Raw genomic sequence first — 23,602 nt, forward strand, 5'->3', positions numbered from 1 at the left:
CCCTTTGACTCCACTATTCCCCCGTGCTAGACTATGTTCCATGAGGAGAGACCGCATGAACAAGAAAATATTGTTTACTTTATTAATTCTTTCTCTGTTTATTGTTATTTCATGTAAATCTGCACCTGAACCCGAAGAAGAACCGGTTGATGAAGCCGTTCCCGAAGAGGTTGTCGAAGAACCCGTTATTGAAAGCGGCCAGGGTCAGCAGCCTGTAATAAAACCCGAACCCGAATCTGAAGAACCTGTTATTGAGGCTGTTTCTCAGGAAGAACTTGCACTAGCTAAACAGGCTCTGGAAAGAGCAGAAATGGTAGAAGGCTCACGTTTTGCACCGGATCTTATGAAAGAAGCCTATGCCGATATGAAGAGAGCCGAAGAACTGGCCGAAAGCGATCCCGAGCAGTCCAGAGTCCTTCTGGCAGGGGTCATAGAAAAAGGTGATAAAGCTTTTAAGCTTGGTAAGAGCGGACTCAAAGATGAAGCCTATGCAGCCCTGGATTCCTGGGAAGCCAAACTTCTTTCAATTGACGCTGACAAATACAGCCCCGAACCCTATGCTGAAGTTATGCAGCAGTTTGAGTACACAAGAGAATCCATTGCAGCCGAACAGTTGAATCAGGCTAAAAAAGATATGGCCCTCTCTGGAATTAAATCTGCTAATCTATACAAGATACTTGATGAAAACATCCGCTGGATTCAGATTCTTGAAAGAGATACCAAGAACTACCTGGAAGATGCCGAGAAAGAGGAAGCATACCTCTGGGCCGGAGAGGAGTTCAACCAGGCAAGCTACCTTCTGTCTGACGGTATGATCAAATTCAGACAGTATGATCTGAAAAACAGTGAAGCCGAAATGAAGGAAGCAAAATTCAGAGCAAAAAATACTCTCTACCTCACAAGAGTCAGAAAGAAACAGGCCGCAACCGATGCCAGACTGATGCAGATTCAGATGGAGCTGGAAGATGCTTCAACCCTGACAGTACAGTCTGAAGAAGGTGAGATCCTGGACGCCGCTCCATGGTCAGGAGCCGATTACCTGAATAAAAATCCTCTGATGGATGCAGTGGGTGAAGAATATGAAACCGAAGAATCCGAGCTGATGGAATACGATCTTTCTCAGATCATAGAAGAAGAGGAAGAGGAGACTGTAAGATCAGCAGGAATGTCTGTAAGCGGACTTCTTGAAAAAGCCAAGGAACTGTGGCAGATGGCAATCGAAGAACGGAATGCTGGAAACTACGATAAATCCAAAGAGCTGCTGACACAGGCAGAAGCCTATATCAGAGCCTATAAAGCCAATGCTGTAGGAAGAACCTATGTAGTTACCTACAGAGAAGTAGCTACTGACTGTCTGTGGAGAATAGCCGAGTTCCAGGAGATCTATGATGATCCCTACCTCTGGCCTAAAATCTGGCAGCGGAATCAGAAAGCCATTCCCAATCCAGATCTGATCTATCCCGGACAGGTACTGATTATCCCTCCAGTGGAATAGTCATTCTATAAATAAGCAAAAGGCTGTTTTCCATCAGGAGAACAGCCTTTTTTATGGATAATCGGTCATTGGTTCTATACTTTAGTCTTCTACACCACCATTGACAATCATCCGCCACATGGCTCTGAATTTTGCCAGTTTACCGGGGTTCCACTCTTTAGCAGGAGCTGCGTTGATCCCCCGCTCTTTTAGCAATACAAGGTGTCTCTCCAGACGCCGGACAAAACTTTTGTAATCTTTATCCTCTGGATTGGTCCAGCCGACCTCTGCCATGGCGATTGATCGGGGAAATGCCTGAAAGTCCCTACGATCCTTGTTATGCACCCATTCTGTCCAGAGCGGACATTCCACTCCCAGAACATGATCTGCTCCCGGAAGGTCATCCCCTTCAGCAATCGGATCATAAGCATAAATTTTCTTAAGAGTTACGTAAGCATGAGATAGATCAATATAAGTTGAGGCATGGGCTGAAAAAATCATCTGCCTCCCCTTCTCCAGCTGTTTATATGCATTTTTTTTTCTGAAGAGCCAATACTGCCCGATGGCCGACTTATCGAGATTATCACCACAGATTTCAGCCCAGACTATAGGGGTTTTCCCCAGTTTTCTAAGGATAGAAACAGCCTGATTAGTAAAATGTACCTGCTGATCTTTAAGACTTCTAATTCCATGATTCTCTCTGTAGGCAGCACAATGGGGACATTTTTTCCATCGGGCCTTTGGAGCTTCATCACCACCCAGATGAACATGTGATGCAGGAAAGAGCCGGGCGGTCTGTTTCAGGACAGCCTCAACAAAAAGCCTGGCCTCCTCCTTTCCCGGACAAAGAATATCCTTGTATATCCCGGCTTTCCAGGGGACCTCCTGCCGGTCTCCCCTACAGCCAAGCTCCGGATAAGAAGCAAGAGCCGCCATGGAGTGACCGGGAAGATCAATTTCAGGAATAACCTGAATACAAAGTTGAGAAGCATATTCTACAATGGTCCTGATATCTTCTTCAGAATAGAATCCTTCATGGAGTTCTCCCATTGTGTGACGATTATCCTGATATACGCTGTCCGCCCTGCGGCTGCCTATTCCAGTCAGCTCAGGATAAGCTGGTACCTCAAGGCGCCATCCCTGATCATCAGTCAGATGGAGGTGAAGTATATTGAATTTATATAAGCTCAGAACGTCAATCAATTCCAGAATACTATCCACAGGCTGAAAGAATCGGCAACAGTCCAGCATAAATCCTCGCCATCCGAAACGAGGAGAGTCACCTATCTCCAGACAGGGGATACTCTCTTTAAAAAATAAAAGCAGCTGTATCAATGTTACTGAAGCATAATGAAAACCCTTTGTGGACGAAGCGCTTATATTGATTCCATCTTTTTTAATACTGAGACAATAGGCTTCATCATCTTTTTTACCTGATCCTATTTCTTTATATGTTATCAACTCAGAGTTTCTGATCACCATCAGAGATTCAGGAAATCTCAAGTCGGAGAACTGCACCGGTATCATCCAAAACCCAGATGTAAATACAAGGGATTCAACTGCGGGGATCAAGTTCAGCTCATCATTTTTGGCCATACAGACTCCTTTCAAGGGCTATTATAATTCTCAGAAGATTGTTTCGTCAAAGCTGAAACAAACTAAAAAAGACCCGGCTTCACCGGGTCTTCAAGATAAGCATAATTTGAGAAATCAGTTCATGGCAAAGCTGTCAAAATAGTCTTCCATTCCTCTGAGGAACTTCTTAAGCATTATTTCCTCCATGGAGCGATAAGCCCGGGATTCGGCTTCTTCAAGAGATATGGCTGTTTCCCGTTTCTTCTCATCTATGGAGACAACAACATCTCCCTTCTCATTCCGCATCTCCATAAAGAGAGTCCAGCGAAGGTTTTTATAATCGTTATTGAGGGTAACTTCTTCCATTTTCACCCGGCCGGTAACTGAAAGCTTTGACTCCCCCTCTGTCACAGAGAATCCCCGGTCAGTAAGAACCTGGGAAACAACAGCAGCGACCTTGCCGGCTCGATCCCCTTCTACAGTTATGGAGTACTGCATCTGTTCCGCTGTATCCGCATATGCAGAATGGAGCACCGCAGGATCATAGGGTAGCATTACAGCTCTTGCGAAGGGCTGATAGATGATATCCAGCTGATCCTTCATGGAATGAATTTTTACATCCATGACCATTGCTCCATCAAGAAATCCATAACGTCTGAGCAAGTCGCTCTGTTCGGCTGATTTTTTAATAAAGGCTTGGGTTTTCATGCCGTCCTGATCTATCCTCTGGCGATAAATATTGGCAGTCTCCATCCGGTCGATATAAGCAACCACATAGACCTTACCCATATCACTGGTCCAGGATTCTGCAAAATGTACATTGATCAGAGTTTCATCGGATAACTGTGTAATAGATTCATCAGAAGTTGTTTCCATCCGTGATTCCAGAATAGTGTCACCATCAGACAGATCTTCGTAGCGTGTGCTGATTGTACTGTCTACAACTATTGCAGTCCTGAAGATTCGTGCTAAAGAAGCCTGACCATCCTGCTTTGCACTTTTAAGAGAATTGCCTTCTCCAATTTCCACCAGATATTCATCATTGGGATAGAGTGAGTGTTTATCATCCACCCATGAAGGTTTCTTTCCTCCCGACCGTTCTGATGAGCTTCCGCCGGAAGCACAGGAAAAAAGAAATAACGGAATAAGGGATAATAGAAATACATATTTTAATTTCATAATAAACTCCAATCTACACACAAATAATTAAGAAAAGGCTACTCAAGCACATATGACTCTACAAAATTCAGCTCACCGGACTGCAAATTTAATGATCCCCGTTGATCTCTGAATATCAATGTACTGTCTTTATAATATTCAATACTGACATCATGCTCTCCCGGGGGAAGAGCAAAATCAATACTATGAGCATAGGCCGGAAAATACTGGGAGATCCTGAGATCCGCATTTTCGGTGGCATCCACAGCAACATCAGCAGCAAAACCAATCAATATTCCCAGGACCATTCCACCGGCATCATCACTCATGGAATCATTTACTGCAGTCTTGCCGGTCTCCTTTACGATCCCTTTTGTTACGGTCCGTAAAATAGATTTACCTATAACCAGAGGCTGCTTGATTAAAAAGATCTCTCTTGAAATCCTCTCCATGTTTTCAATCAGAGGAAGCTCTTTCACAGGAACTCCGTCCACAAGAAGGACAATTCTGTTGACCTTACTGTGCATCTGTTCCATCCGGGGATACTCAAATTTAAAATGATAACCGGAGCCAATTCCGGGCATCAGCAGAAAATTAAAACCCACAACTGACTTAATATACTCTTCATTCTGACTGACAGAAGTGATAAAAACACCATTTTTTACTGTATCCAGATAAAATGTCTCGGCAACCTTCCGGGGAGAAACTCCTGAGAATGCCAGAACAGAGAGCCGTGCCATTTCCGAATCATTTTCAAGTTCCGGAAGTTCAGGAATATCAAAGTCATATAGATGACTCTGGGACAGGAAAGCATCCTTGATATAATCCCGCTCAATCCGGGCACTGTCAGGACTGTTCTCATAACGATAGAGCAACAGTCCAAGATAACGGGCCAGCACATCATTGTGAAAACGGTTTTTCAGAGCTTCAATCTGCCCCTCTGCTTCTGAGGAATCGTTATATTCCTCAATAAGAGAGCGGTATTTATCTTCAAGAATATTGAGTTTGATATGCACACGTTTAATCTCAATCATGGCGGATTCTTCATCACCCAGGGCAATGTAATTCAGCCCTTTAAAGACATTCAGATAGATATCTTCATAGTCCTCACCGGCATATTCCAGGGCATTGTCATTAAGGATTCCAGAAGTTATTGCTTTAGAAATACTCTTAGAATAAAGCTCTTCGATGCCCCGCTCAGCATTATCCAGTGCAGCATTACTCTTTTCATACTCACCGGAATAATGGTAAAGCATTCCCACATCCAGAAAATACAGGACCCGGTCTTTCTCCTTATAACTCTCTTCCTTATGTGACTCAATAATTGTACTGGCACCCTGAAAATCCCTCCTGGAGACCGACTCAGAGGCCTCAACATACTGCTGTTGAAAAGTCTGAGTACTGGCACAGGAGGAAATAAAGAGAACAGAAATCAGGCTGATACTTAAATAAATGCTATTTTTAGATTGAGACATTCCCTATTACCATTTGGATTTGGATTGTTTAATCAATTTTTTGACTTCGTTCTCACCAATCCAGGCTTTCTCATTTGTCTGCAGGTGAATCAATTCCATACTGACCTGATATTTGATTACTTTCTTTCCTTCAACAGCATCTGTGATGGAAGTGATAACACCCTGCATCATATAATCTGCACCGGTTTCTGCGGCCAAAGCGTTTGCAGTCTCTTCGGTTGAATTAGATTGCTGATCTTCACGCTCTTCACGGACTTCCTCACGTTCAACCGCACTGGCAACAAAACGGACACGGCCGCTGTTAATCAGTTCACGCTCGATATCTTTGATAAAGGTCAGGACTTCAATATGCTCGGAGCTCTTGTTTCGAACTGATCCCACAATAACAACAGGTTTTTCCCCGTTCTCTGCAAGATAATCATCTATCCAGGGTCTGGACAGACAATCAGAGACGATCTCCTCTGCGGTCAGTCTGGAATCTGTATCGTTCCAGCGTCCGCTTAAATCGATTACTTCATCAGAAGAGGTTCTTGTTACTTTGGTGGATGCACATCCGGCTAAAGATACTATTGCCAGTATCAGGACTAACAGTCTTTTCATTACTAATTCTCCTATTAAAAAAGCTCAAACATCACGGTAACCTCACAGGGTTCCTGAGTTGAGAGATCGCACAATCTGTAGTTTAAGATTGTCCATGAATATATTGTAATTCATTTCTTTTCATAATCCATCCCCTTTCATGAATTCTAGGAACATTATTCCTGAGAAAAACGCTCTTGAATAAAAAGCTCTCATATTTGATAATCCTCAATAAGGTTTAATTAAAAATTTTCAGGAGTTTGAAAGATGGTTAATGAGGGAAAATTCGGAGTAGCACTAGTAGGATGCGGCATTGTCGGCGGCGGAACTGCCAGAGTACTTACCGAAGATATCGAGTACCTTCAGGAAAGGACAGGGATTCCCTTTTATCTTAAATATGTGGTGGACAAAAATTTTGATAATGCACGTTCCATTGCTGTTCCTGAGAACCTGTATGAAGAAGATTTTAATAAGGTGATTGCCGATCCTGATGTATTCCTGGTTGTGGAACTCATCGGCGGTCTTACTGTTGCCAAAAAGATAATGACCAAGGCTCTTGAAGCGGGAAAACATGTTGTTACCGCCAACAAGGCTCTTTTAGCCCATTACGGACCGGAGCTTTTTGCCCTGGCCAGAAAAGAGAAGGTCAGCATCGGGTTTGAAGCCAGCTGCGGCGGCGGTATCCCCATTATAAAAGCCCTTACAGACGGTCTGCTTGCAAACCGTATTGAAGCCATGTTCGGTATCGTCAACGGTACCTGCAACCATATACTCACGGAGATGACAGAGAAGGGACAAAGCTACAAGAGCGCCCTTCAGTCGGCCCAGAAAGCAGGCCTGGCGGAAGCGGACCCCACACTGGATGTAACCGGTATGGATTCGGCTCACAAGCTGACCATAATGGGTTCTCTGGCCTTCGGAGAGAGAGTAAACCTTGATTCAATCCCCGTACAGGGAATAGACACTCTGGATCTCTACGATATAAAAACTGCCAGAGATCTGGGATATATAATGAAGCTCCTGGCGGTTGCCAGGAGGACAGATAAGGGTCTGGCACTCAGTGTTTCTCCCTGTCTTCTACACACATCCCATCCCCTGGCCCGGGTCTCCGGAGCCTTTAATGCAGTCAGTGTCTACGGTCATGCCGTAGGACATACCATGTATATGGGTAGAGGAGCCGGAAGCTCACCCACAGCTTCTGCCGTAGTTTCCGATATTATCGCAACTGCTCTCGGGATTACTCCTAAAGCATTCGAAACACTGACCTTCTGGCCCGACAGAACAAAACCGGCGGTTCAGCTTCCTCCAGCAGATATCATAAGCCGCTACTACCTGCGCTTTATGGTACAGGACAGACCTGGAACAGTTGCCCGGATAAGCGCTATTCTCAGTGAATATGGCATAAGCATCACGGCTCTTCAGCAAAAAGAGGAAACATCTGCAATTATCCCTGTTGTTATGACAACTCATGAAGCAGGTGAAGGCGCCGTAATCAAGGCGCTTGCGGCCATTGAGACTCTGGAAGAGGTCATAGAATCACCTTATATGATCCGCATTGTAGAAGAACACCCTGAGAAAGTAATCTAGCCCCCCTCTCAGGACTGATGAGTTCTGGAAGCAAAATAATAATTGGAGAACAAGGATGACCGGTCCTGAAGTCCTGATAAAACAGCTGGAACATTTACTCAATTTCCACGGGAAGAATCTTACTCCCCGTGAATTTCTCCGGATACTGTCTCCTTTCATTTCAAAAGAGATGGACCTCAGAAGAGAAAAAACACTTCTTCAGGATAATAAAGACAAGGTCAGAAGGCTCTATTATTTTTCTGCCGAGTATCTGACCGGCCGCCTTCTGAATCAGAATATTCTGGCCCTGGGTATCAGGGAGGAAGTAGTCCGAATGGCTGCCGATCACAATCTGGATCTGACACAGATACTTGAAGAGGAAGCGGACCCGGGTCTTGGTAATGGTGGACTCGGACGTCTTGCCTCCTGCTTTATGGATTCACTTGTACATCTGGATCTGCCGGCGACAGGATATGGAATATGCTATCGCTTCGGTCTCTTCAGACAGGAAATAAAAGATCACAGACAGATAGAACTTGCCGATGACTGGCAGAACGATGACCATTGGGGAACAGAAGACCGAAATACCCGCTACACCATCCCCCTGGGGGGATCAGTTGATATCAGCTGCACAGATAGGGGAGAGCTGAAGTTCCACCTGAAACCGGCAAGAGAATTCATAGCCATACCCGTTGATTATCCGGTAAGCTCAACAAACAGTGACCGTGTACACCCCCTCCGTCTATGGAAAGCGGAATCTCCGGAAGGATTCCATCTGGACAGATTCAATAAGGAATTTCATTCTGAGGCATGGGCTTCAATCAATGAAGCTGCCTCCCTGACAGCTGTACTCTACCCGGGAGATCAGGGAGAACGCGGGAAAAAACTCCGATTAAAACAGCAGTACTTTTTTGTATCCGCATCATTACAGGATATGATGGCTTCATACCGAAAGAATCATGGAAACTCATGGAATGATTTTCCAGACACAGCAGTGATCCAGCTCAATGATACCCACCCCGTACTTGCCATCCCCGAACTGATGCGTCTGCTTCTGGATGGAGAGGGACTAACATGGGATGAAGCGTGGAATATCTGCCAGAGGATCTTTGCCTACACCAATCATACAGTTCTGGAAGAGGCTCTTGAAAAATGGCCTGTTAAATATATCAGAGATCTGTTCCCGCGGATTATGCTGATTCTTGAAGAAATTCAAAGACGTCTGGAAGAGACCCCTCATGCACCTCGGATAATCAATAACGATACTGTACACATGGCGGCACTGGCAGCCCACGGCAGCTTTTCTATAAACGGAGTAGCTGTACTCCATTCTGATCTCTTGAAACAGACCGTCCTGAAAGACTGGTACACCCTCTACCCCGAACGCTTCAATAATAAGACAAATGGAATAACCCACAGACGATGGCTGATGCAGTGCAATCCCAGACTCAGCACATTGATCAATGAACTCATAGGCACAGACTGGCATAAAGATCCTTCAAAATTATCCAAACTCAGGGGTTTTGATGATGATTCGGTTCTCCAGAGACTTTCAGAGATAAAAAGCGCCAATAAGGCTGATTTTACCCGATGGCTGAAAATAGAGAAGGGTCTTATTGTTCAGCCGGATTCTCTTTTTGACTTCCAGGTTAAAAGAATTCACGAATATAAAAGACAGCTTCTCAATCTTTTCACAGTACTGTCCCTCTATATAGATATAAAGGCCGGGATTCCTACAGGGAGCACTCCCCATACGTTCTTTCTGGGAGGCAAGGCGGCTCCGGGCTATGTGATGGCCAAGGAAATTATCTACTTCTGCGGACGTCTTTCTGAAACTATAAACAATGATCCCCTCTGCAGGGACAGACTTTCACTCCATTTTCTTCCGGGATACACCGTCAGTATGGCAGAAAAGATCTTTCCGGCTTCCGAGCTTTCACAGCAGATATCCACAGCCGGAAAAGAAGCCTCGGGCACAGGAAATATGAAATTCATGATGAATGGGGCTCTCACCCTGGGAACCCATGACGGTGCCAATATTGAGATATTTCGGGCGGCAGGAGAGGAGAACAACTTCCCCTTCGGCATGAAAACTGAAGAAGCCGTCAGCTGCAGAGAAACATACAACCCCGGCAGTTACCTTGAAAGGAATGAATTTGTACAGAGAATCATAAATGCCCTGAATCAGGGTATCCTGGGAGACCCTTCAGCATTCAGAATTATTCTGGATAATCTGCTTAATCATGACCCCTATTTGGTACTGCCCGAAATTGAATCGCACAGCCGGGCTGTCCGTAATGCGGAACTTCAGTATGACGATAAAAAGATATGGAATAGAAAGAGTCTTCAGAATATAGCCGCTTCGGGAATTTTTTCATCCGATAGAACCATCGCTGAATATGCTGCTGAGATCTGGCGGCTCACACCACGCTAAAAAACTATTATTCCTGAAGATCTGCTCTCTTAAGAAGTGAACTGGGCGATATAGGGATCTGCAAGCTGAAACAGAATAATCAGCACTATGGCAGGTATAAAGTTTGCCGTCTTTATTTTTTTCAATTTGAGCAGGTTGATTCCGATCATCATTATCAGACAACCACCCACGGCGGAAACCGCATGAATCATGGATTCATCAACATAAGGAGCCACCCATGTTGAAAGAATAGTCAAAGCTCCCTGAACAATCAGGACAGAAACAGCCGAGAAGGCCACACCCCATCCCATAACAGCAGCCAGAAGAACAGATACAGAGCCGTCCATGACAGATTTAAGAAATATAAGAGAATAGTCCTTTTCAATACCGGCCTTGAAAGAACCGACAATTGTCATGGCACCTACACAGAAAAGAACCGTGGCATCCAGAAAGCCAAGTGCAAACTGCCCCTCCCCCATCTTTCCCGGGAGTCTATTCTTAAGCCACTCTCCCATCTTCAGAACAAGATCTTCAAGCCCCATCCAGGTTCCCAGAAGCCCGCCGACAACGAGGGAGAAAACCATATAGAGTGCATTACAGTTTTCCTGTGCCATAGTGAAACCCAGAAGGAGTGTAAAAACTCCCAGGGCTGTAAAGACAACATTTTCATATTTATCATGGATTTTGCCTTTTAGAAGGAGGCCTATAAGAGCACCGATTAATATGGCTAGGGCGTTAACTACTGCTGCAATCATGGAGTGATTCTACCCCGTCAAATAAAGAATGAAAAGCTAATATGAGTTCTTTCTTAAACTTAAGGCCAATTGAGCCGACAATCAAAGAGAACAGCATAAACGATTACCAGCGCACAACAGGAGGTGTACATCTCATGTACAAAGATACTAGCATCAGCCCAACTCATAGCAATCCGGAAATACCGGTAAGCGAACATGCAGGAGAAAATACTGCAGATAAGATCTATTGCGCCAACTGCAAGCACTGTAAACTGATTAGATCCAGTACAGGAAACAACGATCAGTACCAATTGCGTGTACGCTGCGATGCAGGGAAATGGAGAAAAAAGCTGGGGGAAGAAAAATTCTATAAATACTTTACCGTAGCCCGCAGAAGTACTGAAGATTGTGACCTCTATGAACCCATGGGAGATACTAAAGCCTTTCTGAAAGAACTCAAGAAAACCCTGCCGATTAAAGACGAAATTTATATCCATTCATGATATCACAGGCCTGATTCCGAGAAACCTTTCTCTGAAAATGGCTGTGAACTTGAAAATGCACTTCCTGTAGAGTATTATGATCCCCATATTTTGATGAGGGATCTAATGCGAAAATATACCATCTATACAATTATTCTTATTATGACGGTCTTATCTCTTTCCTGTCAGTCCGTACCTAGAGCTGTTAACCAGGGCTGGTCAGAAGAGATGTTCTTCAAACAGGCACAGCAGTCCATCGATGATGGGCAGCTCAGTACTGCCCTGTTTTATTACGAAGTATTTCTAATCCGTTTTCCGGAAAACCATGCCAAAGTGATTGCTGCTGAATATGAGAGAGCTATTCTTCATAAGAAGCTGGGTGCCGAAGATCTGGCTATTCAGGGACTGAGGAAGGTTCTGGACAGTTATGAAACCAGCAGTTACGTAATTCTCTACCCGCCCCGCTATAAAGTGCTGGCAGAGAAGGTTCTGGCAGGTCTGGAAGGACGTCCTGAAGAGGCTATTGATCCGGAAAAATACCCGGCCCGCAAACCGAGCGCCGATCAGGGCAGCGGACCAGGCTCCAGATAAGTACTTCAGTCAGTATTCTGACGGGAGCAGTATTGGATAAATTGAAATTCCAAGATCTGCTGCCGCAGAGTATACCATCTCCTTGGTGATGCTTCCCATGGGAATCTCATGGGGAGGAGCGTCTCCGATCTGGATAATAATCCGGTGATCTCCAGTCCATTCATAGTTGGAAATCCCACTGAATATACCTTCATAGACAGCTTCGGGGATATCTCGCCCCCCTGAAACCGTAATACGGTTAAGCTGCCACTGCACCTGATCAAGATCTTCAAGGAAAGGTATCTCCTTAGTCAGATATGCTTCTTTATAATCCCTGTACATAACAATACCGATTCTGAAGGAATCAAATCCTTCTATATGACTTTTTACCAGAGGAACAAGCTTCTTCTGAATGAAGTTGATATCGTTTTTCATACTGACTGTAGTATCCACAACCAGTACCACATTAATAGTTCCGCCCTCTACAGAGGTGATTATCCTGCCGATTTTATCTACAGCCTCATCACCGTCTTCAGCACGGATAAATTCACCGCCAGTCATGATGGCAGCTTCTTCCATAATATCTTCAAGTTCCTTTTCCACTTCCGCCACAATAACAGGAGGAGGCAGCTCTTTTATCTTTGAGGACAGAACAAAGGGATTATCCTGATAGGCTCCAGAATAGTCAGCATAGGGCATCTCGAAGGATCTTATATTCAGCCATGTTCCCTGACGCAGTTCAAACTGCCCTTCCCTGCTCCATGAATAACCATATGTGAGATGAAGAGGAACAAAAATCTGAAAAGCCATGGCTCCCAGAATCTCGTTATATACGGGAGAAGAATCTATAAGGTAGTAATAACCGCTGTCATTGGGGAGAATCTCACCGTTAAGCATGCGGGGTTCATCTCCGTTAATCTCGTTATACTCATAAGGCCGCAGAGCAAAAGAGTCTCTCTGCTTTTCAGGGTCGGCAGTGGATTCAGTAACAAGAACAGAGTTCATCCCCTCCCGCTGCTTTATCCAGAGATGAAACCCCTCATCTTCCACCATATCGAGATATACATCTCCCGGTTCAATTAAAAGTTCCTGAGAACTCAGCGGAACGAGGATGCATGTTGTAATAAATAAAAAAATGGCTATACCTTTTCTCATGTTATATTTATCGGCCCTTTTTCGCCCTTCATGATGAGATTTTCTCAGGAGTTTTTATAGATTTTGAAGCAGGAGTTCAATTTTCAGAGTATTGACAGCAGGAGGCTCCCCATATGCTCAATATTCCATATAAAAAAGTTCTGAAACTCACTGTGCCTCTGATCTGTATTTCTCTCGCAGGCTGCTCTCTTCAATACAGTGATGATATTCTGACTGAACCCGACCTTTCTCCTCCGAGACTTCTGGAAATCAGCCCCACAGAAAGTCCGGAAATCAGGATTCTATTTGATGAGGCTGTTTATCCGGAAAATGAAAATATAACCCTTGATACAGGAGACATGGCCGGTCTCAGCACAGTTGAAGAAAATACAATTGTACTTCTTCCGGAAAAGGCTCTAATTCCGGGAAAGCAGTACAGGGCGGCACTGACGGTGGAAGACAGCAGCGGAAACAGCTGCCGTTTTGTTCTTCCCTTCTGGGGATGGAATCCGAATATCCCGGATCTGTTGATAAATGAATTTAATCCTGAGGGTTCAGGGAACAATCCTGACTGTATTGAACTTTATACAACCAAATCCGGAGACACCGCCGGTATGTGTTTATACTACGGAACAAAACAACATTATGAGTACCGCTATATCCTTCCTTCCCTCAAGCTGGAGACCGGTGAATATCTCATCATCCACTGCCGCCGGGAGTACACTGCCGATGAAATCTCTGAAAAAGATGACAAGACTCTGTCCACAGGAAAACTTAGTTCAGATGAGGCATGGGATATCTGGCTTCCCGAAGACTCGGGACTCTCAGGGGCCAACGGGATTATCAGCATCTATAATGCTCCCGAGGGGATACTACAGGACGGAGTTATCTATTCTGAGAGAAGCTCGGATCTTGAAGATGATACTCTTGGGTGGACCAGCAGGACATTTGATGCTGCGGCTGATCTTTATGAAGGGGGGTTCTGGATATTCAGTTCTGAACTGATTCCTCCCGAAGAAGCCATAGCCTCTCACTATACAACGGGAACAAGATCATTATGCAGGAGTAGTAATTCTGTAGATTCTGACAGGAAGGAAGACTGGCATACAGTCCCTACGGGCGGGAAGAGCTTCGGATCAGCCAACTCAGATGAGATATATGTAATCCCGCCCTGAGAACAGGACGAGAATTTGAATCAGACCAGATCCTTGAACATCTCTTCGATGGCATCCCGGGGGATTACACCGACATTCTGTTTTACAACTTCACCCTTATTAAAAACCATAAGAGTGGGAATACTCTGAATATTATATCTACCGGACGATTCAGGGGCATCATCTACATTTGCTTTGCACACCTTGATTTTACCGGCATATTCTTCAGCAACTTCGGCGATTAGGGGACCTAGCATTTTACAAGGTACACACCACTCGGCCCAAAAGTCGATCAGGACGGGAACATCAGACTTCAATACTTCCTGCTCAAATGTTTCATCCGTAAGGATTACTTCTGACATATAATTATCTCCTTAATACCTGGCCTTTTCAGCTCGAAGTATTTTTAAATAGTTATGATTCCATAATATTGTATCTGAGACTTTGATTCGTATTTTGATTTTACTCAGAATCTCTTCAAGTCTTTCAGTCTGAAATCACTTATTATATTTTCAACATAATTGAACGCAATTTCAACACTTTCGTCCATTAATCCGCGATCCTGGCACTCAAGTAGTATATGTCTGAGTTCATGAAGGAAAAAAGAGGCTCTTTTGATGCATTCCTGAGCCTCACGGAAGAGTTCTGACGAATACTTACCCTTCTGCTGTAACAGAAAGAGATAACGATCCAGCTCCGGAGGTACATGATCCCCACCCACTGTGGTCATTCGCAGAAGCCGATTTTCAAGATTATAGCTGACAGTTGAGGAATGTACCTTTCGGATAAACTTGGAAAGGGTTCTCCAGTGATTCTTATCCAGCTCATTAAGAGCTCCGTAAAGTTTCTTTACTTCCACCGAAGCATCATCATTTATTTCAATCTCAGGATAGGACTCTATCTTCCTTTCAAGTTCTTCCATTATCTGATCGGCAAAGCCTTTTTTATTGGTTGAAGCCGGTTTAGCGGCACTGACTTTCTTACGGCTTGCTTCATCTTTTCTGCCTTTGATAAGAGCCTGCAGATGTTCGATTTCATCTTTAATAAAACGGGTAAGATTAACCCGGGCATGAAGAGCAGTTATATACCTGTCCTCAAATCCGGTTTTTTCATCAATGGGGGTCATATAACTTATAATGTAGTCATCATAGGTTTTTCGAATTCTGACAAGAGCGTCCTGAATTTCCTTGTCACTCAGCTTGTCGCTTTTTTTGCGTTTAAACATCAATTACAGTATCAGTCTTTTTACAGTTCTGGTCAATTAAGAGTCGGGATCAAAGACTACTTTAGCTGTGGGTTTCAGAGTAAAACCATTATGTTTAATATTAATAATCATACAGCTTCACAAATAAAATTATTGTAGTATTATGAAAGAGCATAAAATAAAAAGTAGTATATTATTATATGGCTTATCATCAATACAGAAAACTACCATTATTCCTCCCGGAACTCTTTTCTGTAACGCCCTGGAGGAAGCTGATAACAGCGCTTGAAGAGTTTAGTAAAATAGTAGATGTCATCAATACCCGATTGGGCCGCCACCATTTTAACTGGTAATCCTGTGGTGCGTAGTAGAGAACTCCCCTTTTTCAAGCGCTCCCCCAATAAAAAATCACCCGGGGCTTTATGACACACAAGTTTAAACCGGTGACGGAAATAGTCATAAGAGATCCCCCAGGCGGCACTGATCCTGTGAAAATCATATTCGGCTTCCGGTTTCCTGGTAATCTCATGGGCTTTAACCAGAATCTTTCTATCCAGAGAATTCTCCGGTTCCTCCGCCACTGAAGGTTCCTGCATTTCCAACAAAAGCCCCTCCAGCAGATGAGTCCCCCTCTTCCATTGCTCCTGATTCAAAGCTATGAGGAGAGACTCAAAGAGATGGCAATATTCCGTATCATCACTTAAGGGTATAACAGGAAGAGCATGAATCGATGGAAAAAGACCACTATCTACAAATTTCTCTGCTCTAGGCCCCGCAAATGCTACATATGAATGAGACCAGACAGTATCCGGGAGATTTCCATAACGGAAACGCGGCCCGGGGAAAGTCATCCAGGCCGCCGGGGCAGTAAGAACTTCCCGGGGATGGTCATCGATCTGTAACCAAATACGCCCTGCCTTCAGATACTGGAGAGTATAGTAGTCCATGTATGAGCGGTCACCTCTGTGGATATAATTATCCCGGGAAACCCAGTGCAGAAAGTGAAGCCCATTGAAATAGCATGTTTCCTTCTGTTTCAAAATAATAACCCCTCCAGGAATAAGACAGTAAATCGTCATCAGAATGATCAGCCTCCATATGATCGAAGGGATCATCTCTTAAACAGTGAAATCCCTTCGAAAATTAAATATGCTGTCAGAGTTCTGACTAATAATCATCCTGTCTGCCAGATGACAGAAAACGGTCTATAAGGAGTCGGGCCGGGGGATTATCTTCCAGAAGATGTCCCGGTAGAACCTGAGACAGGGCAATATGCCCCTTTCCATAATTCAGTTCCCCTGCTACCAGAGCAGTCCCCCACTCTCCCTCAGTATTGGTATTCCCGCTGAGTAGAATCGGGTGGAATCCTGGAGCCATAAAAGTTGTTTCAGAAATCGGGGCAATCCGATCCAGAGAGCTGTTATACCAGAACCTGAAATCCTCATCATCAACCCCTTCGGGTAGAATATAATCCTCAGCAACTGCGGCAAAGTGAATGGGCATCATACCGCATTGTTTAACTTCAACCAGTTCTCCTCCAATAGAATAGGAACCTTCGGGCAGGTTGAGCAGTAATAGGGTTGCACCCTTCTCAACAAGGGTAAGATACTCACTGCACTCCCGTGACTGGTCCTCCCAAGCTCCCAGGATAATCAGCTCCGACCCTGCACAAATTTCAGAGCACTCCAGATTCAGAGCGTCTGTCAGCTCCCTGGCTCCAGGAGATCCATCACTCCAGGTCCTCAGGGTGATGTTTTTATTTGGCCTGGGGAAAATCTTCATTTCCGCAGACCTGTCATGCAGAACCTTTCCGGTGGAGTCAATCAGAGCCGCTGAAAAAAGAACCTTTTCCACTTTTTCAACCTCAGGGAGATCCTGACGTATAAAGCCTTGAAATGTACTGGCACAACACTCGACACTTGCCTTAACCTCACCTGAAGCCAGGACACGATCCGACTGCTTCACCATATATACCAGCTGGGCGTCCTCAGGAATATCACCCGTATCATTGCACACCCACAGCTCCATACCGGCGGACTCTCCGCCATAACAGCGAAACCGATCTGTGCGGAGGTTTACCATCAGGGGGGTCAGTGCCTCCCTATAAGCAAAATAGGCAGGCTTCGGGTTTCGTTCACAGTCCATGATGGTCTTCATCCATCCGGCGGGAAAAGCATCTATAAAGAGATGAATCGCAAAGGTTACCATTCTGTTATCTCTCCGAAAAGCTTCGGTCATCATGGTAACCCCCTGTGCCTGCCAGCGTTGGCTGCGGGCGACCCATTGTTCAAGAGTCCTGGGAGTAGGGAAAAAAAGGTAGTGGAAGTTGCCTGTCTGAGCTCCTATGATCTGACCCGGCGACCATAGTGATTCATCATCACCCCTCGCAGGAAGCCATTTGGATGGATAGCGGCGTTTCATAAGTTCAAGGGATTCCAGCCCCTCAACACCGAATTCACCGCATCCATAGTTCCAGCCCCGGCGCACAGGCATCCAGCTTCCGCGATGGAGTGCCCCGGCGTCCAGACCATGTCCGTTGTACCAGTGAGTATAACAGTGGTTATCCGGAAGGGTTTCAGAAGGAGGATCATAGTCACCATCCACATGTTTGATAACCCGATCTGGATTATTCAGATGAACCACCGAATCAGCACATTTAAAAAATTGTTCCAACTCCATCCTCGTCAGGTGACGGTGAGGCTTATTGCCCGCATTGGGAAAGGGCTCGTTGATATAGCTGTTAACGATATTACAGGGATGAGAGCGAACCAGCCGTTCCATCTCCTCTGTCTGTCTGAGCACTTCACAGAATCGATCTCGTTTCAACACTCCAAAAAGGGGCAGGTCGGTCTGAGTCATCAGCCCCAGTCGATCACAGAAATCATAAACCTCGGACTGAACTGGTCGCTGTGTCAGACGGAGGAAGTTCATATTACAGATTCGGGCCAGCAGCAGATCCTCAACAAGCTGATTCCAATCCTTCTTCATGACACACTGCTGTTCGTGTCCCATGGTGTTGGCTCCCCTCAATCGAATCGGTTTACCGTTGAGCATGAACATCCCTTTGGGAGAGCTCTCCACATCCAGAGAAAAGGAACGCATCCCGAACTGCTGTGTTCTTGTATCCAACAGATTTTCATCAGTATCAATATCAACATCAAGAAGCTTAACCTGAAACTGATAGAGCCAAGGAGATTCGGGTTCCCAAATCCGGGGATTCTTGATGGACAGGGGGATCTTCACCAGATTAACACCCTTCTCCATCATCAACTTTATGGGCTTATCCAAAAGACCTTCTGCCCGCAGTTTCTGTTCAGTAAAACTATCTCCCAGGCCTACTTCCCGGCCTGTGCTGGGGATGTACTCCCTGTCTTGATAAAGGACTTCCTCAAAATTCTGTCCATAAAGAGAGAGGAGAAGTTTTACTTCACGAGGCTCCACAGCGGTATTGGTAACCTCCACCCAGGCTTCTGCCATCTGTTCATCAGGAAGGGGGCGTATAAAAAGATCGTGAACATGAACCGATCGACGAAGCTCCAGAAAGACTTCCTGATAGAGGCCCATCCCGGGGGGACAGTGATGCCACCCCATCTCAGGATCATCGTATCCGGGTCCTGTTGCTGCATAAATTTTATCTCCCTCATACCGTTCTCCATGACTTCCGGCATTGACATTTCCCCCGAAGATATAGTCATTCTCCAGCTTAACAGTCAGAACATTCTCACCCTGATGAACCTGTGGGCTTACATCAAACTCGAAAGGGGCGAAAAAACCCTCATGGGAGCCCACATAGGCTCCATTTATGAATATATGGGCCCGGTAATCGGCTCCTTTGAAGCAGATATAGCAGGACTCCCCTTCCCGGGGATCATCATCCAGGATGAAAGAGCTTCGATAATAGGTTACAGCCTTTCCCAGAGGTGCGCCGTAATGAGGTAGAACGACCTTCTCCCAGGCTCCTCCACCGGATAATACACGGTTGAAATCGCTGCGGTCCTCCTCATCTTCAATCCGCCAGTCGAATCCAGAGAGATCCTGGAAGTGTCTTGTGGATTCGGGTTGTGGAGCCAGATCCATTAAAAAAGGGGAATACCGGGCTTTCCACCGATCCAGCTCTCCCCGAAGTTCATCGGGTGTTGAGATTTTCTTCAAGGGAGTAAATTCAGCCCGGGCTGAATCCTCCAGGGGAAGGATGGTCTCCACAAGATCGGGTGGAGAAGGGACCTCAAGCTCCGGATTGGACAGGGGAGATACGGTCAGGGCAATATCGGCAAATTGATCATTTTTCTTGTTACTCATCTATCATCCTTTAGAAAAAGTTCTCTTCAATAAAAGAACATAAATTGGGCCAGGGGAAGCATTCTTCTCACCTGGCCCGGAATCTCGTCACTAGAATTGCTTTGGTAAGTTTCTTACAAATTATCTACTTTGAGGCAGTCCAGGAATCAATCTGATCCTGAATGCCTTCAATCAGTTCATCAATACCGGCTTGCTTCAGAGCAGCAACATACTCCTCGTACACATCATCGCCAACATATCCGCCGCATACTGCCTTGTAATACTGTTCATGAACAGAACTGACAGTAGCCACCAGGGTCTTTATTGAATCCATATCCAGGGAGAAGCCCATGAGGGGGGATTTTACTGCATCCTGATTCAGCTTATAAATCATTTCGTTAGCTTCGGGATTCTCACCCTCACGCAGGTAGGAGATAAAAGTGTTCCCGAATACCCAGGGGATATTAGCGTAGTAACCACCATCCTGTAGAGGCTCAATAAAGTCGCCCTTAAGGTTATAATGGGTTCCTTCAATTCCCCAGGCCAGCAGATTGAAAGCTTCCTCATTGGTCCAGAGGTACTCCAGAAGACGAACAGCCTCAACCTGATGCTCAGATCTGGCACTTACGGCATTAAGGGTCGAAACAATATTTCCACCCTGCATTACGCTGGGACCATCAAAAGGAATCTGAACCCAGGTATCATCAAAAGCAGTGGTTACCCTATCCTTTCCGGGAATCCATGTGTTATGCAGTTTCATACCCACCTTGCCGGCGTTGACCATCTGGTTCCACTGGTCCATGTTGTAAGTCAGACCATCTTTAGGTATAAAACCTTTGGCATACCAGTCCCGGGCTAGTTCAATCTTATTCTTGTATCCGGGATCTTCAATTAATGAGAATACCTGACAGCTTTTGTCATCCAGACGGATAGCCAACAAGTCAACTAATACACCCAGGTCTCCATATCCAAGATCATAGATCATCCATTCAGGAAGGGGTTTTCTCATAGAAAGGGGAATCAGGTCCGGGTCTTCTCTCTTGATCTGAGTCAGAAGGGGTTCCAGATCTTCTACTTCCTTGATGGAATCCAGGTCCCAGCCATATTTCTCAATCATGCTCTCTCGGAGGAAAACGTTGGAGGTCTTAGCAGCAATCTGCTGGCTCCAGACACCACGAATCTCACCGTTCATTCTGGTGGACTCCAGGGCATCCCTTGTATCCTTCCAGATAGTAGGAGCATATTCCGGAAGCAGCTCATCAAGTCCGGCATAGTAACCATCACTGGCGGCATCCATAAAATTATTACACCAGCTGGAAGTCCATACAAGATCAAAGTCCTCACCCGCTGCCATTGCTAATGGCATGGTTTCCCGGTACTCTCCGAAACCACCGGTTGCACGGATATCTACACTGAATCCAAGGTCTCTCTGAATCATATTGTTGAGTTGAGCATAGACTTCCTTCTCATCATCCGGTCCGTAGGGAAATCCGGAACCACCGGGAACATACCAGACGAGCTCCACCGCTTCAGCAGCAGCTCCATCCTCTCCCTGTCCTCCCGCCATTACAGGCAAGGCTGCAACTAGAAAGATAAGACAAATCAATGCACTAGCCATTCTTTTCATTTCGTAACTCCTTTTTCATATATAGAACAGGTAAACCTGTTTCTTACAACTCACTTGATTTCAAGAATACAAACTGTGATATTCAATACTGATCACCCTTTTACGGCCCCGACCTTCAACCCTTTTGCAAAATACTTTTGAAAAAATGGGAAAACCAGCACCATGGGACCGGCTGCCAGAACTGCCATAGCCATCCTCACCGATTCGGTAGGCAGATCTGCCATACTGACTCCACCCCCGACCATATCCTGATTGGACAGGAGGAACTGCATATTCCGCATCACACGCTGCATCCAGAACTGAAGAGGTACAAGCTGCTGGTCAGTGATATAGAGCATGGCGGTGAACCATTCATTCCACAGCCGCAGGGCAAGCAGGAGGGCGATGGTTGCCAGGGCTGGTTTTGACAGAGGAACGATGATACGGCTGAAGATAAGGAATTCCGAAGCACCGTCAATCTTTGCAGACTCCACGAGAGAGAGGGGAATACTCTTCATAAAGGTCATAAGCAGGAAAATATTCCAGGCTGTGATAATCACAGGCAGTATCATCGCAAAAAGGGTGTTCCTCAGATGGAGATACCGGCTTATTAGAATATATGTTGGTACAAGCCCCCCGTTAAAAAGCATGGTAAAGAAAATATAGAAGGTAATGATCCTCCTCCATTTAAAATCTGGCCGGGAGAGAGGATAGGCAACCATTGCCATGACCATGGTACCCATGAAGGTTCCAATGGCAGTAATCTGAATTGTTACCCAGTAGGCAGAGAGAATAGCCTTTGGTGCCTTGAAAATGAAATCATAGGCAGCGGTGCTGAATATGCGGGGAATGACACTGTATCCATTACGGACAAGATCCATCTCATCAGAGAAGGAGACAGAAAGTGTTACAATCATGGGAATCAGACATAGAAGGGCCACAGTCCCCAGAATTAAATGGTGTATAATTTTCCAGCGTAGTCCGCTGGATTGATATCTACTCAAAACGTTCTCCTTAGTATTATTAAAACAGGCTGTTCTCGCCGTCGCCGATCCGCCTGGCTGCCCAGTTAGATCCCAGAACCAGAAACAGGCCCATCACCGACTGATACAGTCCGATGGCGGTACCCATACCTATGTCTCGAACCTCTATCAGTGCCCGGTATGTGAAATAATTGATCACATCTGTTGTAGGGAGTAGAGGGCCGCTCTGAAGGGGAAGCTGAAAATGAAGCCCGAAATCGGCAAAAAAGATGCGTCCCAATCCCAGAATCATCATCACCACAATGATGGGCGCAAGCATAGGTATGGTTATCCTGAAAACCTGTTGAATCCGTCCTGCACCGTCGATGGATGCTGCTTCGTACATCGCCCCATCAATACCCATCAACCCGGCATAGTAGATGACAGTGTTATATCCCACCTGCTTCCAGAGTCCCATAAATACAAGTATGAAGGGCCAATACTCGGGACTGGTATACCAGGAGACAGCCTCTTTCCCCATGACTTTTACCAGGAGCTGATTCATCAGTCCATTCTCGGAGTTCAAGAAGGTGTAGAGCATAATAGAGACTACAACCCAGGAGAGGAAATAAGGAAGAAAGAAAACAGTCTGATAAAATTTTATAAAAAACCGCTTTCCGATCTCGTTTAGAATGATGGCCAGAGTTACTGCTATCACCGGTGTCAGGAAAATAAATGCGCCATTATAAAGAAGTGTGTTTCTTGTAACCTTCCAGATCAGAGGGGAACGGACAAAGAATTCAAAATTATCAAGCCCGGACCAGGGACTTCCGATAAAACCCATCATAGGTTTGTAATTCTTAAAGGCCAGTATCAAACCGCCCATAGGCAGATAGTTAAAAATAAAAATAATGAGAAGGGCAGGCATACAGAGCCATAAAAGCCCCCAGTTCCGCTTGTTCAAATCCCTCCTGAAGGTCGCAGGCCTCCGGACTGGTAATTGTTCGGTCATTTCGATTCCTTGTATTCAATTGTGATTATTTGTAATTAATTGTTAAAACTATACCCCCTGACAGTACTCTGACGAAACAGGAAATAATTAGGATAAGGACACAGTTCTTAACTGATATAACTGTCTGAGGGGTACTTTATTTACTTTGGGAGCTCATTATTATCTTTTCGCCCCCCCCGCTGAAGGGGGAGAAAATAATAAATAGACTCCAGAACCAATCCATGCT

The 23,602-nt window shown here is 45.3% G+C and carries 19 protein-coding genes; 6 read left to right on the plus strand and 13 right to left on the minus strand.

Annotated elements, in window-relative coordinates:
- Positions 1-55: 55 nt before the first annotated feature.
- Positions 56-1,495 (plus strand): LysM peptidoglycan-binding domain-containing protein, encoded by a 1,440-nt coding sequence (locus DV872_RS01910; RefSeq protein ID WP_158546782.1) that lies wholly within the window; start codon positions 56-58, stop codon positions 1,493-1,495.
- An 81-nt stretch (positions 1,496-1,576) separates the two neighbouring features.
- Here the strand turns inward: DV872_RS01910 and DV872_RS01915 are convergent, their stop codons facing one another.
- From DV872_RS01915 to DV872_RS01930, 4 genes are all read right to left on the minus strand, one after another.
- Positions 1,577-3,070 (minus strand): beta-N-acetylhexosaminidase, encoded by a 1,494-nt coding sequence (locus DV872_RS01915; RefSeq protein ID WP_114628147.1) that lies wholly within the window; start codon positions 3,068-3,070, stop codon positions 1,577-1,579.
- 114 nt (positions 3,071-3,184) lie between these two features.
- On the minus strand, positions 3,185-4,228 hold the full coding sequence (locus DV872_RS01920) for an LPP20 family lipoprotein (RefSeq protein WP_114628148.1): 1,044 nt from the start codon (positions 4,226-4,228) through the stop codon (positions 3,185-3,187).
- A gap of 38 nt (positions 4,229-4,266) precedes the next feature.
- Positions 4,267-5,682, minus strand: coding sequence for a hypothetical protein (locus DV872_RS01925; protein ID WP_114628149.1), 1,416 nt, complete (start codon positions 5,680-5,682; stop codon positions 4,267-4,269).
- 6 nt (positions 5,683-5,688) lie between these two features.
- Positions 5,689-6,282: a penicillin-binding protein activator LpoB gene (locus tag DV872_RS01930; protein WP_114628150.1), complete on the minus strand. Its 594-nt coding sequence runs from the start codon at positions 6,280-6,282 to the stop codon at positions 5,689-5,691.
- 246 nt (positions 6,283-6,528) lie between these two features.
- On the opposite strand from DV872_RS01930, the gene DV872_RS01935 reads away from it, so the two are divergent.
- Positions 6,529-7,848, plus strand: a complete 1,320-nt coding sequence (locus tag DV872_RS01935; protein WP_114628151.1) for a homoserine dehydrogenase — start codon at positions 6,529-6,531, stop codon at positions 7,846-7,848.
- Between the two features lie 55 nt (positions 7,849-7,903).
- Positions 7,904-10,261 carry a glycogen/starch/alpha-glucan phosphorylase gene (locus tag DV872_RS01940; RefSeq protein WP_114628152.1) on the plus strand — a complete coding sequence of 786 codons (2,358 nt, stop codon included), beginning with the start codon at positions 7,904-7,906 and terminating at the stop codon, positions 10,259-10,261.
- Positions 10,262-10,290: 29 nt separating this feature from the next.
- On the opposite strand, the gene DV872_RS01945 is transcribed toward DV872_RS01940, so the two are convergent.
- Positions 10,291-10,995: a DUF554 domain-containing protein gene (locus tag DV872_RS01945; protein WP_114628153.1), complete on the minus strand. Its 705-nt coding sequence runs from the start codon at positions 10,993-10,995 to the stop codon at positions 10,291-10,293.
- A gap of 134 nt (positions 10,996-11,129) precedes the next feature.
- On the opposite strand from DV872_RS01945, the gene DV872_RS01950 reads away from it, so the two are divergent.
- Together DV872_RS01950 and DV872_RS01955 are read left to right on the plus strand one after the other, a co-directional pair.
- The gene (locus DV872_RS01950; protein WP_230391396.1) at positions 11,130-11,477 is read left to right on the plus strand and encodes a hypothetical protein; all 348 of its coding nucleotides are present in this window, start codon (positions 11,130-11,132) and stop codon (positions 11,475-11,477) included.
- A gap of 105 nt (positions 11,478-11,582) precedes the next feature.
- A complete protein-coding gene (locus tag DV872_RS01955; protein WP_114628154.1) occupies positions 11,583-12,047 on the plus strand; it encodes a hypothetical protein in 465 nt (154 codons plus the stop codon).
- Between the two features lie 9 nt (positions 12,048-12,056).
- On the opposite strand, the gene DV872_RS01960 is transcribed toward DV872_RS01955, so the two are convergent.
- Positions 12,057-13,181 carry a vWA domain-containing protein gene (locus tag DV872_RS01960; protein WP_114628155.1) on the minus strand — a complete coding sequence of 375 codons (1,125 nt, stop codon included), beginning with the start codon at positions 13,179-13,181 and terminating at the stop codon, positions 12,057-12,059.
- Between the two features lie 113 nt (positions 13,182-13,294).
- Between DV872_RS01960 and DV872_RS01965 the strand changes: the two genes are divergently transcribed.
- Entirely contained in the window at positions 13,295-14,335 is a 1,041-nt protein-coding gene (locus DV872_RS01965) for an Ig-like domain-containing protein (RefSeq protein WP_114628156.1), read from the plus strand.
- 20 nt (positions 14,336-14,355) lie between these two features.
- On the opposite strand, the gene trxA is transcribed toward DV872_RS01965, so the two are convergent.
- The 7 genes from trxA to DV872_RS02000 form a co-directional block, all read right to left on the minus strand.
- Positions 14,356-14,676, minus strand: coding sequence for a thioredoxin (gene trxA, locus DV872_RS01970; protein ID WP_114628157.1), 321 nt, complete (start codon positions 14,674-14,676; stop codon positions 14,356-14,358).
- 104 nt (positions 14,677-14,780) lie between these two features.
- Positions 14,781-15,539 (minus strand): hypothetical protein, encoded by a 759-nt coding sequence (locus tag DV872_RS01975; protein WP_114628158.1) that lies wholly within the window; start codon positions 15,537-15,539, stop codon positions 14,781-14,783.
- Positions 15,540-15,748: 209 nt separating this feature from the next.
- Positions 15,749-16,558, minus strand: a complete 810-nt coding sequence (locus DV872_RS01980) for an AraC family transcriptional regulator (RefSeq protein WP_158546783.1) — start codon at positions 16,556-16,558, stop codon at positions 15,749-15,751.
- Between the two features lie 127 nt (positions 16,559-16,685).
- Positions 16,686-19,817, minus strand: a complete 3,132-nt coding sequence (locus tag DV872_RS01985; RefSeq protein ID WP_114628160.1) for a glycoside hydrolase family 2 protein — start codon at positions 19,815-19,817, stop codon at positions 16,686-16,688.
- A gap of 124 nt (positions 19,818-19,941) precedes the next feature.
- On the minus strand, positions 19,942-21,423 hold the full coding sequence (locus DV872_RS01990) for an ABC transporter substrate-binding protein (RefSeq protein ID WP_114628161.1): 1,482 nt from the start codon (positions 21,421-21,423) through the stop codon (positions 19,942-19,944).
- A 92-nt stretch (positions 21,424-21,515) separates the two neighbouring features.
- The gene (locus tag DV872_RS01995; RefSeq protein ID WP_199563410.1) at positions 21,516-22,406 is read right to left on the minus strand and encodes a carbohydrate ABC transporter permease; all 891 of its coding nucleotides are present in this window, start codon (positions 22,404-22,406) and stop codon (positions 21,516-21,518) included.
- 19 nt (positions 22,407-22,425) lie between these two features.
- The gene (locus DV872_RS02000; protein ID WP_199563411.1) at positions 22,426-23,328 is read right to left on the minus strand and encodes a sugar ABC transporter permease; all 903 of its coding nucleotides are present in this window, start codon (positions 23,326-23,328) and stop codon (positions 22,426-22,428) included.
- Between the last annotated feature and the right edge of the window lie 274 nt (positions 23,329-23,602).

The sequence above is a fragment of the Oceanispirochaeta sp. M1 genome (assembly GCF_003346715.1).
Lineage (GTDB): Bacteria > Spirochaetota > Spirochaetia > DSM-2461 > DSM-2461 > Oceanispirochaeta.